This window comes from Halorubrum salsamenti (genome assembly GCF_007671685.1).
GTDB classification, from domain to species: Archaea; Halobacteriota; Halobacteria; order Halobacteriales; family Haloferacaceae; genus Halorubrum; species Halorubrum salsamenti.
Genome location: NZ_VCNL01000002.1, coordinates 521,690 through 536,164 on the forward strand (window position 1 = coordinate 521,690; position 14,475 = coordinate 536,164).

Sequence of the window (14,475 nt, forward strand, 5' to 3'; positions counted from 1 at the left end):
TTTCGGTCCGTCGGGTTCGAGCGCCGCCCCGAAACGGGTACCGGCGCGTCAGTCCCGGACGACCCGCGCGTCTCCGTCCTCGATGACCACGTCCAGCCCGTGTTCGTGAACGAACGCGGCGGTGTAGTCGGGAACGACGCGCTCGGCGGCGAACCGGGCGCGGAGCAGGGGGACGGCGTCGAGCAGGTCGTCGCCGTCGACCATCGAGGGGGACGACTCCAGGAACTCCACGTCGAGGTCGGCGTCGGCGCCGCGCGCCGCGAGCGCGGGGAGGCTCGGGTCCTCGAACGCGCCGTCGAAGTCGATGGGCGCGGTGAAGCCGGCGTAGTAGGTGCGCCCGCGAGTGGAGGGGCCGAGGACGACCTCGTTGGTCCGGAGCTTCATCGCGGCCGAGTCGATCACGGTCCGCGAGAGCAGCGGCGCCTGCGGGGTGACGACCGCGACGGAGTCGGCGTTCTCCTCCCGGAGCAGGTGGGTGACGGTGTTGCCGGCGCGCGAGCCGAACGACGACCCCACCTGCCGCTCGAACCGGACCTCCTCGGTACCGCCGAGGGTGTCGGCGACGAGCGTCCGCAGTTCGGCCTCGGGCGAGGTGTCGGTGCGGTGCTCGTCGGGGAGGTCGTCGTCGACGGGGTAGTTCACGAGGAGTTCGCCGCCGGAGCGGTCGACCGCGAGGACGGCGTCGCGGAACAGCGCCTCGTACAGGTCGGCGGCCTCGGCGGTCGACAGCGGCGTCGACTCCGCGATCCCGGTCGCGACGAGCCCCTCTCGGGGCGGCTTCGCAAGGACGGCGACGACGGTCATGTCTCGAACCGAGTCGCCCGCGCGACTTCAAGTCGCCGTTTCGGTCGCGGACGAAGAGGAGGCGCGGTCAACCGATCCACCGATCGGGAGCCGTTCAGGAGAAGTCGCGCCGCATCGCGATCTCGAACCACGGACACAGGCGGAGCTGCCGGTACAGCTCCGGGTTCTCGTGGAGGTGCTCGTAGTCGACCCACAGCATCCCGCCGATCTCGTCGTCGTCCGGATCGAGCGAGGTGTCGTCGAGGGTCACCTTCAGCACCGAGCAGACCTCCCACTCGACGCCCTCGTTAGGGTAGTAGCGCTTGTACTCGAACTTGTCCGTCACTCGGAGGTCGTCGTACTGGTCCGGGGTGATCCCCAGCTCCTCCTCTAAACGCTGTTCGGTCGCGTCCTCCTGCGACTGTCCCTCGACGGGGTGAGAGGCGACCGTCCCGTCCCAGTGGGCGTTCCAGAGCCGCTTGGTGGGCGCGCGCTGGGCCAGCAGGATCCGGCCGTCGGCGTCGTACACGAGGCAGGTGAACGCCCGGTGGCGGATCCCGTCGCCGGTGTGGGCGTCGAGCCGATTCACCGTCCCCCGCTCCACGTCCTCGGGGTCGACGGCGATCACGTCTTGGAGCGCGTTCTCGTGGTCCGTGTCGGTGCCGGCCTGACCGGCTGAATCGCCGGCCGCGGCCGCGTCCTCGGAGCTCATGCGAAGTAGGTCGGCCACCAGGGCTAATAAGCGTTCGATACGGCGTCCGCGATTCAGATCGGCGTATCCGTCGGCGGATCGGCCGGCGGATCGGCGCCTCGCTCCCCTTCGCCGCCGCCGTTCGCGGCCGCGGTCCGACGCGCTTAACCGCCTCCCGCGGCTACGTCGCGCGGATGAGTGACCCGGCGCTCGACGTCGTCGAGTTCGTGTTGACGACGCACCTCTACACCGAGAACCGCGACCTCGACGAGAACGACCTGCCGCCGCGCTTCCGGCAGGTGTTCTGGTCTGACGACGCCGTCGACGACGCACCGGGCGGCGTCGAGCGGCCGCTCAAGGCGACGAGCGAGACGACCCGCACCGCGACGGGCATCGACCACCCGTGGGACGCCGTCTCCGACCTGCTCTTCACGCAACGGACGGAGTTCTCCGGCGAAATATCGTTGACCCAGCCCGAGATGGCGCTGGAGTGGTACCGCGACCACGCCGACGACGAGCGGATCGCCCAGAATCCGACGATCGTCGCCGCGCTCGAGCTCGCCGAGGACCTCGACGCGCCCGTGACCCACGAGGCGGCGCGCGACGGCGTCCGGCCGATTCAGGCCGACCGCGTCTGGATCGACGCCCTGCTGGAGGAGTACTTCGACGAGGACGAGGACGGCGAGATGCTCGATCTCGTCAACGTGCAGGCCCCCGAGGAGATCGAGACGACGCTCGCGGACCTCGTGCTCACCGGCGACCAGGAGGGCGAGATACAGAAGATCGTGAAGGCGATCGAACACCGCGAGTATCTCGCGAGCATCGGGCTCCGCGAGATCGGGAAGCTCCTGTTCGTCGGGCCGCCGGGGACCGGGAAGACCACCGTCTCGCGGGCGCTCGCCCACGAGCTCGGCATTCCACTCGTCGAGGTGAAGATGTCGATGATCACGAGCCAGTACCTCGGCGAGACGGCCAAGAACGTCGAGAAGACGTTCGAGGTCGCCAAGCGGCTCTCGCCGTGTATCCTCTTCATCGACGAGTTCGACTCGGTGGCGAAGACCCGCCGCTCCGACGAGCACGCCGCCCTGAAGCGCGCGGTCAACACCCTCCTCAAGTCGATCGACGAGGTGTCGCTCGTGCGCGACGAGGTGCTCCTCATCGGCGCGACCAACCACCCGGACCAGCTCGACGCGGCCGCGTGGCGCCGCTTCGACGAGATCGTCAACTTCCCCAAGCCCGACCGCGACATGCGCGCGGACATCCTCCGCGTCGTCACCCGCGAGATGCAGATCGCCGACTTCGACCCCGACGAGGTCGCCGATCGGACGAGCGGGCTTACGGGCTCGGACCTCCGGATGGTGCTGCGTGAAGCGGTCCTCGGCGCGCTCACGGAGGACCGGATGACGATCACGCAGGAGGACGTGATGGAGGCCGTCGAGGACTTCGAGGAGCGGGATAACCTCAAGAACATGGACATGATCGACGGCGAGGGCGCGGAGGTGCTCGGCGAGACGGACTCGGGCGAGCAGGACCACACGCACGACGACGAGGGCGACGGCGCCGCGCACGACGACGAGGGCGACGGCGCCGCGCACGACCACGGCGCTCACAGCCACTCGCACGACTGACGCGCGGCTGAGCGAGCCTTTTTGCGTGGAGATTCGCGGGTGAGTCAGTCGATCCGGTTGCGGTCAGTACAGACGCAGCAGTGATCGATAGCGAGAGTGGGTGTTGCAGCTTGTCAGCAGTAATACAATATTTAAATAATGATGAACGGCTGCGACGATCGCTTATAAAGGACCCTGCGGTGGCGCGTGCCTGCGAGGCCGCTTCGCGGCCGAGCAGCACCGCGCGAGGGAGTCGCTGGCGGCGCCAGCCGCCAGCGACGAGGCTGGGGAGGCGTGAGGCTGCCGTGCTGTGCGGGGCGGGTGGGATTCAAAGGGGCAGCCGCTGAGAACGGCACAGGCGACGTAAGCACCGCAAGGAGCGAGTGAAACGAGCGACTGAGGAGCACAGCGAGCGTGCGCCGTTCTCAGCGGCTGGGGCTTTGGAAGTCGTCACCGCAGCGTCGTCGCCCGCTTATAAACAGCCGACGGCAACACCACTCGTTTACTTATAAACAACCACCGAGACAACTCGATATACGTACTCTCGCACTCGATCAAGAAGCAGTCTTCTTCCGCCCGGCTGTTTCAGTCCACTTCCACCTAAAGAACCGGGCTCAAACGCCCCCGACAGACCGACTTACGCGAACGTGTCGATGATCGTCCCGCTGTCCTCGCCGGTGGTGTAGTAGTAGCCGTTCTCCTCCGAGAGGGTGCCCCAGTCGGCCCAGCTCCCCTCGTAGTTGCGCACGTCCTCGAAGCCGAGCTGATCGAGGACGAACCAGCCGACTGACGCGCGGATCGCGGTCTGACAGTAGGCGACCGCCGTCTCGTCCGGCGAGAGGCCGGCGTCGTCGATCCACAGCGTCTCCAGCTCTTCGGGCGTCCGGAGCCGCCCGGCCTCGCTGTCGATGCTCTGGACGAAGTTGAGGTTGGTCGCGCCGGTGACGTGGCCGAACCGGTCGAGGTCGCCGCGCTCGTCGACGCCCCGATACTCCGCGGGCGAGCGCATGTCGAGGATCGGGACCGCGGCGCCCTCCTCGTCGACGTTGTCGGCGAGGAACTCACGCGTCGCCACCACGCCGGTGTCGACCTCGGCCTCGTACTCGCCTTCTTGGGCCTCGGGCGCCTCCGAGACGGTCTCGCCGCCCGCGGCGTCCCAGACGGAGAATCCGCCGTCGAGCAGGCTGACCCGCCCCTCGTGGCCGAGCGCGTTGAGCGTGTAGACCGCGTACGTCTCCCAGAGGTTCGCCTCCGCGCCGTACACCACCACGTCGTCGCCGCGTTCGATCCCCGCCTCCGAGAGCGTCCACGCGATCGCCTCGGGCGAGACCTCGAACCCGTCCTCGGTCTCCTCGGCGTAGGTGTCCAGCATCTCGGAGTCCGGGAAGTGGTACGCGCCGGGGATCCGGCTCTCGCCGAACGCCTCCTCGTCGCGGGCGTCGAGCAGGTGCACGTCGCCGAGGTTCGATTCGAGCCACTGGCTGTCGACGACGCCGTCGAACTCGGCGGCCGCGGGCGTCGTGTACGCCGCCGGCTCTTCGCCGTCGCCGTCGGTCGAGCCGAGACAGCCGGCCGTCGCCGCGAGCGCCGCGCCTGCCGAAGCCAACACCGATCGCCTGGAGGTCCGCGTGGATCTGTCGTCCATTCGATCGCGAGTTGCGGCGGGACCACGATAACCCTGTTAGTGGAGGCCCGTGTTACCGTCGGCTCCGACGAGGGCCGCGGCGGCGTCCCCGTCACCGGCCAGCCTTGCGACGCCGGACCCCTCACCGACGCCGGAACCCTCAACCGACTCTCACTCCCGCACGCCGGCGACCGTGTAGCCGAACCCGCGGTCGACGACCCGCGGGTCGAGCCCGGCGTCGGCGAACGCGGCGGCGAGGTCGTCCGGCGCCCGGAACCGCGACTCCATGCCGATCGCGTGCTCGCTCGCGACGAGGGCTCGGCCGAGCGGGTGCGTCGGGTCGAACTCCCGGATCACGAGCGCGCCGCCCGGGGCGAGCACGCGCGCCGCCTCCTCGATCGCGGCCGTCTGGTCCGGCAAGTGGTGGAACGCGTCGACGATCGTCGCGGCGTCGACCGACCCGTCGCGGAACGGGAGCCGCCCCGCGTCCCCGGCGACGCCCGAGAGCCCGCGGTGCTCCCGAGCGCGCGCTAACATCCCGAGCGAGGCGTCGACGACGGTGATATCGGGACCGGTCAGCGCGGCCGCGGCGCGCCCGGAGCCCCCGCCGACGTCGAGCAGTCGATCGATCGGACGGGTCGCGTGGGCGAGTCCCGCGGCCAGCGCCTCGCCGTCGGCCGGAGGCATGACGCGGTCGTACAGCGGGGCGATCCGGTCGAAGAAGCGAACGTCGCCGAGGCCGTACATGGCGGCGATCGGCGGCGCCAGTATTTAAAGGCGGGTCTCGACGAGCCCCCGTTCATTTATCCGGGCGAGCCGTACCGGTCGCCATGGAGTACGCGTTCCTCGGCGGCCCGGGATCGGGGGCGACGCTGCGGCTCGACTACCGGGCGTTCGCCTACGCGGGCAAGTTCGTCGTCGGCGCGCCGGGCAAGTCGGCGTTGCGGACCCCCGACGGCTCGCCGGCGGTTCCGGAGTGGGAGCCGGACGAGCCCCTCCCGTCGACCGTCGACGCGAGCGAGTTCGACGGCGACGTGGTCGCGGCGGTCTCCTTCTCGCCGGATCGGACCGAACCCAGTTGCTGCCGGCTCCGGTACGTCACCGTCCACGTGGCGCGCCGCGGCGAGGGGCTCGGGCCGCGGCTGATCGAGCGGACGGTCTCGCGGCTCGCGGCCGACGGGTACGACCGGGCGAAGATCGCGGTCAACAACCCGTTCGCCTACGCGGCTCTTTATAAGTGCGGCTTCGCGTACACGGGCGAGAAGACCGGGATCGCCGAGCTGGAACTTGCGCGCCCGGCGGACGAGCCGGTCGCGGGGAGCGATATCGGGGACGAGCGATACCGCGCGGGCCTGCGAGCCTTCCGCGACGCCGACCGCGACCTCGACCCGGTGGAGCGGGAGTTCATCGCGGCGCGGCTCGGGGAGCGCGGGAAGTAGCCGATCTGTCAGTTCAGCGCCCAGATCCCGTAGTTGAGCGCCGTCGCGAAACAGACCCACGCGAGGTACGGGACGAGCAGGAGGGCGGCCCGCCGGTCGACCCGGTCGAACGCGACCGTCGTCGCGACGACGAGCGGAAGCAGGAGCCCGAGGACGACGAGCCCGAGGTCGGCGCGTTCGAGTCCCCAGAAGACGGGCGACCACGCGACGTTGACGACGAGCTGGACGGCGAACAGCCCGAGCGCGATCCGGGCGTCGCGGGCGAGCCGCGTCGATCCGCCGGTAGGCTTCTCCCCCTCGCGCCCGCCGAGGTAGACGAGCGCGGCCGCGGCGCCGATCAGCGCGTACAGGATCGGCCAGGCGACGCCGAACGCCCAGCCCGGCGGGTAGTAGGCGGGCAGGTCGAGCGCGGCGAACCACGCGCTTTCGGTGGCGGTGAAGGGGACACCGACCGCGCCGATCAGGTTGACCGCGACCGCGGCGGCGACGACGAGCAGGGCGTCGCGGCGGTCGGGGAGGCGAGCGGCGGCGGAGGTGGACATGACCGCACGATACGCGCCCGAACGGTTTAAACCGACCACCGCGTGCCGCTATGGGTCCCTAAATCACGTCGTAGTCCTCCCGGAACGTCTCCAGCGTGGCCGCGAGCACGCCGATGACGATGGGACCGACGAACAGCCCGGTGAACCCGACGGAGTAGATCCCGCCGAACACCCCGAGGAGGATCACCGCCGGGTTCAGGTGGGCCTGTTGGTCGATGACGATCGGGCGGGCGTAGTTGTCCACCATCGCGATGACGAAGACGCCGTACAGCGCGAGCAACACCCCCGCAGTCACCTGATCGATCGCGACGAGGTACACGGCCGCCGGCCCCCAGACGAAGAACGCTCCGACCACCGGCACCAGCGCTAACACCGCCATCACGAACGTCCAGAAGACGACGTTGGGGATCCCGACCGCCCAGAGCCCGACCCCCGCGACCAGCGCCTGCAGCAGTGCCACGACGATGTGCCCGATCACGACTCCGCGGGTCATCGCGTCGACGCGGTCGACGAGGTCCGCGGTGACGTTCGACGGAAGCGGGCTCGTCTGGCGGAGCCACCGCACGAACGCCGGCCCGTCGAGCAGGGTGTAGTAGACTAAGAACAGCGCCAGCGAGAGCCCGACCGAGGCGCGGATCGCGGTGGTGACGATCCCTCCCACCCCGCCGAACAGCGTGTTGGCGAGCACCTGTCCGGCCGTCGCGAGCACCTCGCCGACCTCGACCTGTTCCCCGGTGAGCGCCGCGATCTCCGCCTCGATGGCCGCGACGTCGATGTCGGTGTTCCCCCGCGCGATCTCCGTGAGGTCGCGGACGAACACCCACGAGATGTACGCGAGCGGCAGGATGACGGCGACGATCGACGACAGAATCAGGAAGAGCGCGGAGAGCATGTTCCCCAGCCGGTGCGACACCGATTCGCGAACCCTGTCGGAGAGCGCCCGCCGGAGCCGCCGCGAGAGGCGGACGTGGAACGGGTAGAGGACGTACGCCAGGATCGCGGAGGCGACGACGTACTCGATGAACGGACTGATGACGAAGAGCGTCAGAAGCGCGACCGAGCCGATGAGGAGGAGGAGAAACGATTGCCCGCGGTTCATGTCGGCCAGTCACGCCGGTGAGTTATAAACGTGGGCGGCGGTCCGGCAGTATCGGTTCCGCCGCCGAACCGCGAACTCCCGTTCAGGCGCTCGCTTCGTCGTCGTCGAGTCCCGGCGCGACGGACGGGTCGACCTCGTCCGGCTCCTCCGTCTCGCCGCCGACGACCGTCTCGCCGTCGTCGGTCTCGACGTACACGTCGTCGGCGAAGCCGGCCAGCGCGTTCTCGTACTCCGCCGTCTCTAGCTTCTCGGGCGTCTCGGGGGCGTCGACGACGCCCTCCGCCGGCCGGAACTCGCCGAGCGGGTCGTCGATCGTGATCCCGTGGTCACCGAAGAAGGACTCGTAGCGTCGGTAGTGCGGCTCCAGCTCGTCGCCCGGGATCTCCATCATCTCCGTCCACCCGTGGTTGAAGAAGTCGAAGTTGGCCTGTACGTGGGTGATCTCTCGGGCCTCCGCTTCCGGGAAGCCGGCCTCCAAGGCGGCGACGTAGGTGTCCATCGTCGCGTCGAAAAAGCTGTCGAGGTGGTCGCGACGCTCCTCGCGGCGGTCCTCGTCGGCCTTGTTGAGGAAGATGCTCGTGTGGAGGTCGACGAGCTTGTCGTTGGCCACGTCGCCGACGACCGGCGTCGTCAACGCCTTCTTGGCGGCCCAGTGACGGATGTTCTGCCGGATCTTCATAACTCTCGTTAGAGAGCGACGGCCTTCAATCTGTGGCGAGGGCGATCCGCGTCTCGGCGTCCCGGAGACACCGGCCTCCTCCGACGAAAGCGTTATTGCGCGAACTGCCCAATACACGTGCATGACCGAGGCGACCCCCGACGACGACTGGGCCGCACAGATCGAGGTGCAGCGACGGGCGAAACGCGAGCACTTCCGCGACTCGGGGCGATCCCCGCTCCCGGCGTCGATGCGGGGCGACGCCTTCCCCGGGCTGGCGTACTTCGATCCGGACCCGAAGTACCGGTTCGTCGTCCCCCTTCACGAGCACGACGAGAAAGAGACCGTGACCATCGAAACGACCGCCGACGGCGAGCAGACGTACCGCCGCTGGGGGGAGTTCCGGTTCGAGGTCGACGGCGAGTCCGTGGCACTGCAGGCGTATCGGCCGACCGACGGCAGCGACCGCTTCTGGGTGCCCTTCCGCGACGAGACGAACGGCGAGACCACCTACGGCACGGGTCGGTACATCGACTTGGAGCCGGACCGCGATCGCGTCGACGGCGAGTGGGTGTTGGACCTCAACGTGGCGTACAACCCGACGTGCGCGTACAACCACGCGTACGAGTGCCCGCTCATCCCGACCGAGAACTGGCTGGACGTGGCCGTCGAGGCGGGCGAGAAGGACTTCCCCGCCGAGCCCGCCGGCGCCGACCACTGACGCGGGCCGGTTCCGCGCCGAGCGACTGTCGATCGCCTTTTCGAGCCGGCATTGCGGGAGATTCACAAAGCGGCACGCGCGGATGACAACCCACATTAACCATGAATCCGAACGCCCGCGTATGAGCGATTCGTACGTGATCATCGGTGACGGTATCGCGGGCGCGTCCGCGGCCGAGACGCTCCGCGAGGAAGCGCCCGACGCCGATATCACGGTTCTCACCGACGAGGGGGAGTCCCTCTACAACCGGATCCTGATCAAGGAGTACGCGAAGGGGAAACTCCCCGAGGCTCCGATCTCGATCCACCAGGAGTCGTGGTACGAGGACCACGACGTCGACCTCCGGCTCAACACGGTCGTCGTCGACATCGACGTCGAGAACGACGCGGTCCACACCCACGAGGGCGAGACGTTCGACTACGACTCCCTCCTGCTCGCGGTCGGCGGCACCCCGCAGCAGCTCCCGGTCGGCAACGCCGACGCCGACGGGATCCACCACTTCTGGACGTTCCAAGACGCCCGCAAAATCAAGGAGAGCGTCGAGGACGCCGATCGGGCGGTCATCGTCGGCGCCGGCCTCCTCGGCATCGACTTCGCGGCCATCTGCGGCGCGCAGGACGTCGAGGCGAAGTACCTGATGCGCGGCGACAGCTGGTGGCGCTACGCGCTCTCAGTCGAGGGCGCGGAGATCATGCACGACGCGATGCGCGAGCGCGGCGTCGAGCCCGTCTTCGACTCGGGCGTCGACCACTTCGAGGTCGACGACGACGGCCACGTCGAGGCCGCGGTCGACCCGCACGGCGAGCGCTACGAGTGCGACTTCGCCGGCGTCGCCATCGGGCTGGACTTCAACACCGAGCTCGTCGAAGACACGCCGCTGGAGACCGAGGACGGCATCGTCGTCGACGAGTTCATGCGCACCAACGTCGACAACGTGTACGCCGCGGGCGACATCACAACGTTCAACGACCTGGTCTTAGGCGAGCAGGCGAAGAACGGCTCGTGGGGATCCGCCAAGGAACAGGGGACGATCGCCGCCCGCAACATGGTCGAATACGGCAGCGAGGCGTTCGAGTGGGTCTCCTCGTACTCGATCACCCACTTCGACTTCCCGTTCCTCTCGTTCGGTCACCCGACGCTCGGCGAGGACTCAGTCGAGGCGACCACGGCCGAAGGCGAGTGGCGCCGCGTGGCCCTCAAAGACGGCAAGGTCGTCGGCGGCGTGCTTATCGGTGACCTCTCGCCGCAGTCGGCGTTCAAACAGCTCATGCGCGAGGGTCGTGACGTGAGCAACCAGAAGGGTCTCCTCATGGAGCCCGGCTTCTCCGTCGACGACCTCCCGGCCGCGACCGAACAGCAGTGAGCGACGCCTGAACGGGTCGGGAACCGCCGCTCGACCGGACCCCGCTCGTCCCGCCCGACGCGGCTGCGTCCGACCGGACCCCGCTCGTCCCGCCCGACGCGCCGGTCAGTAGGTTTTCACCGCTCGACGCCGTCCCTGTTTTTATATGACTCTGGAACCCGACGACGACAGCGAGTTCTCGCCGCCGGACGGCGAGTTCTTCGCGTCCGTCGTCGAGGGGAACGCGGACCCGATCGTCTCGATCGACGGGGAGGGATCGATCGTCTACGCCAACCCCGCCGCCGAAAACGCGCTCGGCTGGGACGTCGCGTCTCTCACGGGTCGTCGACTCGCCGACCTGATCTCGGACGAGACCGCCGAGCGGCGGGCCACCTCGCTCCGCGATCGGCTCGGCGACCCGGCGGGGCTCGTCGACGAGGCCGACGTTTCGGTGCCGCTGAAGACGGTCGACGGGGAGACGCGCACCTTTTCGGCGCGGTTCCACGCCCACGAGGTCGGCCGCGAGACCGTGTACTCCGGCGTGTTCCGCGAGCGGACCGCGGGAGACCTGGACCGCGAGCTCCGGACGTTCCGGAACCTCGTCGAACACGCGGGACACGCGATCTACGTCACCGACACCGACGGGACGATCGAGTACGTCAACCCGGCGTTCACTCGCCATACCGGCTACGAGTCCGAGGAGGTGATCGGGAAGACGCCGGCGGTTCTCAACTCGGGCGAGATGTCCGACGAGTACTTCGCGTCGCTGTGGGAGACGCTCCGCGCCGGCGAGGTGTGGAAAGAGAAGATCGTGGACCGGCGGAAGGACGGGAGCCGCTACCACGCCCACCAGACGATCGCGCCCGTGTTCGACGACGCGGGGGGCGTGTCTCGGTTCGTCGCCATCCAGACCGACGTGACGGAACGGAAGGCGGCCGAGGGGAAGTTGAAACAGTACCGCGACATCGTCGAGCGGCTCGACGACCCGATACTGTTGCAGGACCGCGACGGCACGTTCGAGCTGCTCAACGAGGCGGTGAGCGAGTTCGCCGGCGTCGCCCGCGAGGACCTGTACGGGGAGGACGAGACCGCGTTCATGGACGCCGAGACGGCCGCGGAGATCGACGAGCGGCGACGAGAGGTTCTCCGGGCGGAGGAGCCGGCCGGCTACGAGGTGTCGCCGTCGTTCGAGCGGAGCGGCCGCGAGGCGACGTTCAGCACTCGGCGGTACCCGTACTACGACGGCGACGGGGATCTCGCGGGGACGTTCGCGATCTGTCGGGACGTCACCGAGATCAAGGAGCGGGAGCTCGATCTGGAGCGGTTCAAACGCGCGGTCGACGGCGCCACGGATCTGATCGCCGCGGTCGACCGCGACGAGAGGTTCCTGTTCGCGAACGAGCAGTACCGGACGTACCACGGGATCGACGACGCGGACATCGCCGACCTCACGCTGTCCGGCGTCGTCGACGACGACCGCTACCCGGACGTGCAACGGCAGGTGGATCGGGCGCTCGCGGGGGAGTCGGTGGAGTACCGCGCGACGCGGACGCACCCCGGCCGCGGAACCAGAACGTTCGACGTGCGGTACTATCCGCTGAACGGTCCCGACGAGGGGGACGACAGCGTCGTCGGCGTCGTCGGGGTCCTCCGCGACGTGACGGACAGCGAGAACCGCGCGCACCAGCTCCGAGTCGTGGACCGCGTGCTCCAGCACAACCTCCGAAACGCGATGACCGTGATCCGCGGTCGAGCGCGGCAGATCGCCGCCGACGCGGAACCGCGCGAGGAAATCGCGGACGAGGAGCGGGCGACCGGAGGCGGCGACCCGATCGCGACGGCAGCCGACGACATCGTCGCGCGGGCCGAGACGCTGCTGTCGACGAGCGAGAAGGCCCACCAGATCACCGAGGTGTTGAGCGATCCGCCGGGGACCGAGCCGGTCGACATCGCGCGCACGGCCGAGACGCTCGCGGCCGAGGCCGGCGACGAGTTCCCCGAGGCGTCGGTGACCGCGTCGACGCCGGACGGGTCGATCCGCGCGTCGGCGACGGCGTGGATCGACCGAGCGATAGACGAGCTGGTCCGAAACGCGATCGTCCACCACGACCGCGACTCCCCGACCGTCGAGATCGCGGTCGCCGCGACCGATGACGACGTCGCGGTCACCGTCACGGACGACGGCCCGGGGTTGGTCGGGATGAACCGGGACGTGTTGGAGACCGGCGAGGCCGTCGACGCCCTCTACCACGGCAGCGGGCTCGGCCTCTGGCTCGTCTACTGGGTGGTCCAGCAGTCGGGCGGCGAGGCGACGGTCCGCGAGGCGGCGCCCCGCGGGACGGTCGTGGCGGTCACGCTCCCCCGGTCCGACCGGTAACGGGCCGAACAGCACGTGGCGACGGGTGCGTGTCCCGCGGCGGCCCGCGCCACCGATGGGTTTATCACGATTTACCATGTTGTTTGTTACCGTATGCCACTTCGAGAGACGGACAGGCGCATGCGGCTCCGGCGTACCGGAATCATCCCGTCCGACGCGCGGGTCCGCCACTACGACGAGCTCGACGAGGAGACGCAGGTGACCGTCCGGGAGCTTGCGGGGCGGCCCCAGACGGCACCGGAGGCCGACGATCTCGACGACGGCGACGTGGTGAAGTTCACCGACTACTACGAGGTTCGCGCGCGCTGAGCCGGTCGCGCGGTCGATCGTCCCGTCGGTCGTCGCAGTCGGTTCTCGCGAGACGCGAGCGAGCGCGGAAGCGAAGTTGTTTTCGCCCGCCGCGAGAACATCGATCCATGGACAGTGGCGGATCTACCGATATGACGCTGGCGTTCGAGTTGAAGGCGTTGAAGGCCCTCGCGGACCCCAACGACGTGTTCAACAACGCCCGGCAGTGGACGGAGTACGTCGGCGTCGTCAGCGAGAAGCCGACCTACGTCGTCACGAACTTCACCCGCAAGCACCGCGTACGCCAAGACTTCTTCTCGGGACCGCGCGGCGTCGAGGAGAGCTTGGAGAACATCGCCCAGCAGTTCGACACCGATCGACACGTGTTCGTCGGCGTCGACGAGGAGGACGAGGCGCTCGCCGAGGCGACCGGCTGGGAGTTCCTGCACGTCGAGGACGCGGCCGACGCCGCGGGCTGGACGCTCGCGACCGGAGAGTCCGAGACGGAAGCCGCCGAGGAGCCCTCTCGCGACGACTGGCCCTAGCGCGACGATTGGCCCCCTCGCGACGACGACTCCGAGACCGGCCGAACTCGCGGACCGTGTGGTCTCCCGCCACGTGATCGAGACCGCAGGGTGTTTTGACCGCCCCCGTCGAACGATCGGCCATGAGCGACCACGATCACGACGGCCATGACGATCACGACCACCACGACCACGACGCCGAATCGGTGGCGTTCGGTGTTGTGACGGTATCTTCCTCGCGGTCGCTGGACGACGACCCCTCCGGCGAGTACCTCGTCTCGGCGTTCGAGGACGCCGGCCACGAGATCGTCGTCCGCGAGCTAGTCCCCGACGAGTACGACAGCGTGCAGGGGACCGTCGACCGGCTCGCGCGCCGGAAAGACACCGACGCGGTCGTGACCACCGGCGGAACGGGAGTGACGCCCGACGACGTGACCCCGGAGGCCGTGAAGGGGTTGTTCGCCAAGACGCTCCCCGGCTTCGGCGAACTCTTCCGCCGGCTCTCCTACGAGGAGATCGGGACGCGCACGATCGGCTCGCGGGCGATCGCGGGAGTCGTCTCCGCCACCCCCGTTTTCTGTCTTCCCGGCTCGGAGAACGCGGTCCGCCTCGGCGCCGACGAGGTGATCCTCCCCGAGATCGGTCATCTCGTCGGACTCGCCGGACGGGACGTGGAGGACGAGGAGGACGAGATGGGTGACGTCGCGGGGACGGGCGACGAATCGTCCGATAGCGCCGGCTCGGCGGAGGCCGACGACACGGAGTAACGACGGTAACGGG

15 protein-coding genes are annotated in these 14,475 nt (G+C 69.0%); 8 read left to right on the forward strand and 7 right to left on the reverse strand.

Features of this window, described 5'->3' with window-relative positions:
* Nucleotides 1-48: 48 nt before the first annotated feature.
* A complete protein-coding gene (locus FGL94_RS07140; RefSeq protein WP_144922694.1) occupies nucleotides 49-804 on the reverse strand; it encodes a DUF2064 domain-containing protein in 756 nt (251 codons plus the stop codon).
* Nucleotides 805-898: 94 nt separating this feature from the next.
* Entirely contained in the window at nucleotides 899-1,495 is a 597-nt protein-coding gene (locus FGL94_RS07145; RefSeq protein WP_144922697.1) for an NUDIX hydrolase, read from the reverse strand.
* A 173-nt stretch (nucleotides 1,496-1,668) separates the two neighbouring features.
* Between FGL94_RS07145 and FGL94_RS07150 the strand changes: the two genes are divergently transcribed.
* Nucleotides 1,669-3,102: an ATP-binding protein gene (locus tag FGL94_RS07150; RefSeq protein ID WP_144922700.1), complete on the forward strand. Its 1,434-nt coding sequence runs from the start codon at nucleotides 1,669-1,671 to the stop codon at nucleotides 3,100-3,102.
* Nucleotides 3,103-3,718: 616 nt separating this feature from the next.
* Here FGL94_RS07150 and FGL94_RS07155 read toward each other — a convergent pair.
* On the reverse strand, nucleotides 3,719-4,726 hold the full coding sequence (locus FGL94_RS07155) for a sulfurtransferase (protein ID WP_186313356.1): 1,008 nt from the start codon (nucleotides 4,724-4,726) through the stop codon (nucleotides 3,719-3,721).
* Nucleotides 4,727-4,876: 150 nt separating this feature from the next.
* A complete protein-coding gene (locus FGL94_RS07160; RefSeq protein ID WP_144922703.1) occupies nucleotides 4,877-5,452 on the reverse strand; it encodes a class I SAM-dependent methyltransferase in 576 nt (191 codons plus the stop codon).
* A gap of 83 nt (nucleotides 5,453-5,535) precedes the next feature.
* On the opposite strand from FGL94_RS07160, the gene FGL94_RS07165 reads away from it, so the two are divergent.
* Nucleotides 5,536-6,144, forward strand: coding sequence for a GNAT family N-acetyltransferase (locus FGL94_RS07165; RefSeq protein WP_144922706.1), 609 nt, complete (start codon nucleotides 5,536-5,538; stop codon nucleotides 6,142-6,144).
* 8 nt (nucleotides 6,145-6,152) lie between these two features.
* Here FGL94_RS07165 and FGL94_RS07170 read toward each other — a convergent pair whose 3' ends face one another.
* From FGL94_RS07170 to FGL94_RS07180, 3 genes are all read right to left on the reverse strand, one after another.
* Complete coding sequence (locus FGL94_RS07170; protein WP_144922709.1) at nucleotides 6,153-6,686, reverse strand: TspO/MBR family protein; 534 nt, start codon at nucleotides 6,684-6,686, stop codon at nucleotides 6,153-6,155.
* Nucleotides 6,687-6,744: 58 nt separating this feature from the next.
* Nucleotides 6,745-7,785 carry an AI-2E family transporter gene (locus FGL94_RS07175; RefSeq protein WP_144922712.1) on the reverse strand — a complete coding sequence of 347 codons (1,041 nt, stop codon included), beginning with the start codon at nucleotides 7,783-7,785 and terminating at the stop codon, nucleotides 6,745-6,747.
* A gap of 82 nt (nucleotides 7,786-7,867) precedes the next feature.
* Entirely contained in the window at nucleotides 7,868-8,464 is a 597-nt protein-coding gene (locus tag FGL94_RS07180; protein WP_144922715.1) for a DUF6149 family protein, read from the reverse strand.
* Nucleotides 8,465-8,585: 121 nt separating this feature from the next.
* Here FGL94_RS07180 and FGL94_RS07185 point away from each other — a divergent pair, with 121 nt between their 5' ends.
* From FGL94_RS07185 to FGL94_RS07210, 6 genes are all read left to right on the forward strand, one after another.
* Nucleotides 8,586-9,164, forward strand: a complete 579-nt coding sequence (locus FGL94_RS07185; protein WP_144922718.1) for a DUF1684 domain-containing protein — start codon at nucleotides 8,586-8,588, stop codon at nucleotides 9,162-9,164.
* A gap of 121 nt (nucleotides 9,165-9,285) precedes the next feature.
* Nucleotides 9,286-10,527, forward strand: coding sequence for an NAD(P)/FAD-dependent oxidoreductase (locus FGL94_RS07190; RefSeq protein WP_144922721.1), 1,242 nt, complete (start codon nucleotides 9,286-9,288; stop codon nucleotides 10,525-10,527).
* 145 nt (nucleotides 10,528-10,672) lie between these two features.
* Nucleotides 10,673-12,883: a PAS domain S-box protein gene (locus tag FGL94_RS07195; protein WP_144922724.1), complete on the forward strand. Its 2,211-nt coding sequence runs from the start codon at nucleotides 10,673-10,675 to the stop codon at nucleotides 12,881-12,883.
* Nucleotides 12,884-12,976: 93 nt separating this feature from the next.
* Nucleotides 12,977-13,192: a hypothetical protein gene (locus tag FGL94_RS07200; protein ID WP_241659143.1), complete on the forward strand. Its 216-nt coding sequence runs from the start codon at nucleotides 12,977-12,979 to the stop codon at nucleotides 13,190-13,192.
* Nucleotides 13,193-13,299: 107 nt separating this feature from the next.
* Complete coding sequence (locus FGL94_RS07205) at nucleotides 13,300-13,716, forward strand: DUF7124 domain-containing protein (RefSeq protein WP_144922727.1); 417 nt, start codon at nucleotides 13,300-13,302, stop codon at nucleotides 13,714-13,716.
* 122 nt (nucleotides 13,717-13,838) lie between these two features.
* Entirely contained in the window at nucleotides 13,839-14,462 is a 624-nt protein-coding gene (locus FGL94_RS07210) for a MogA/MoaB family molybdenum cofactor biosynthesis protein (RefSeq protein WP_144922729.1), read from the forward strand.
* Nucleotides 14,463-14,475 lie beyond the last annotated feature (13 nt).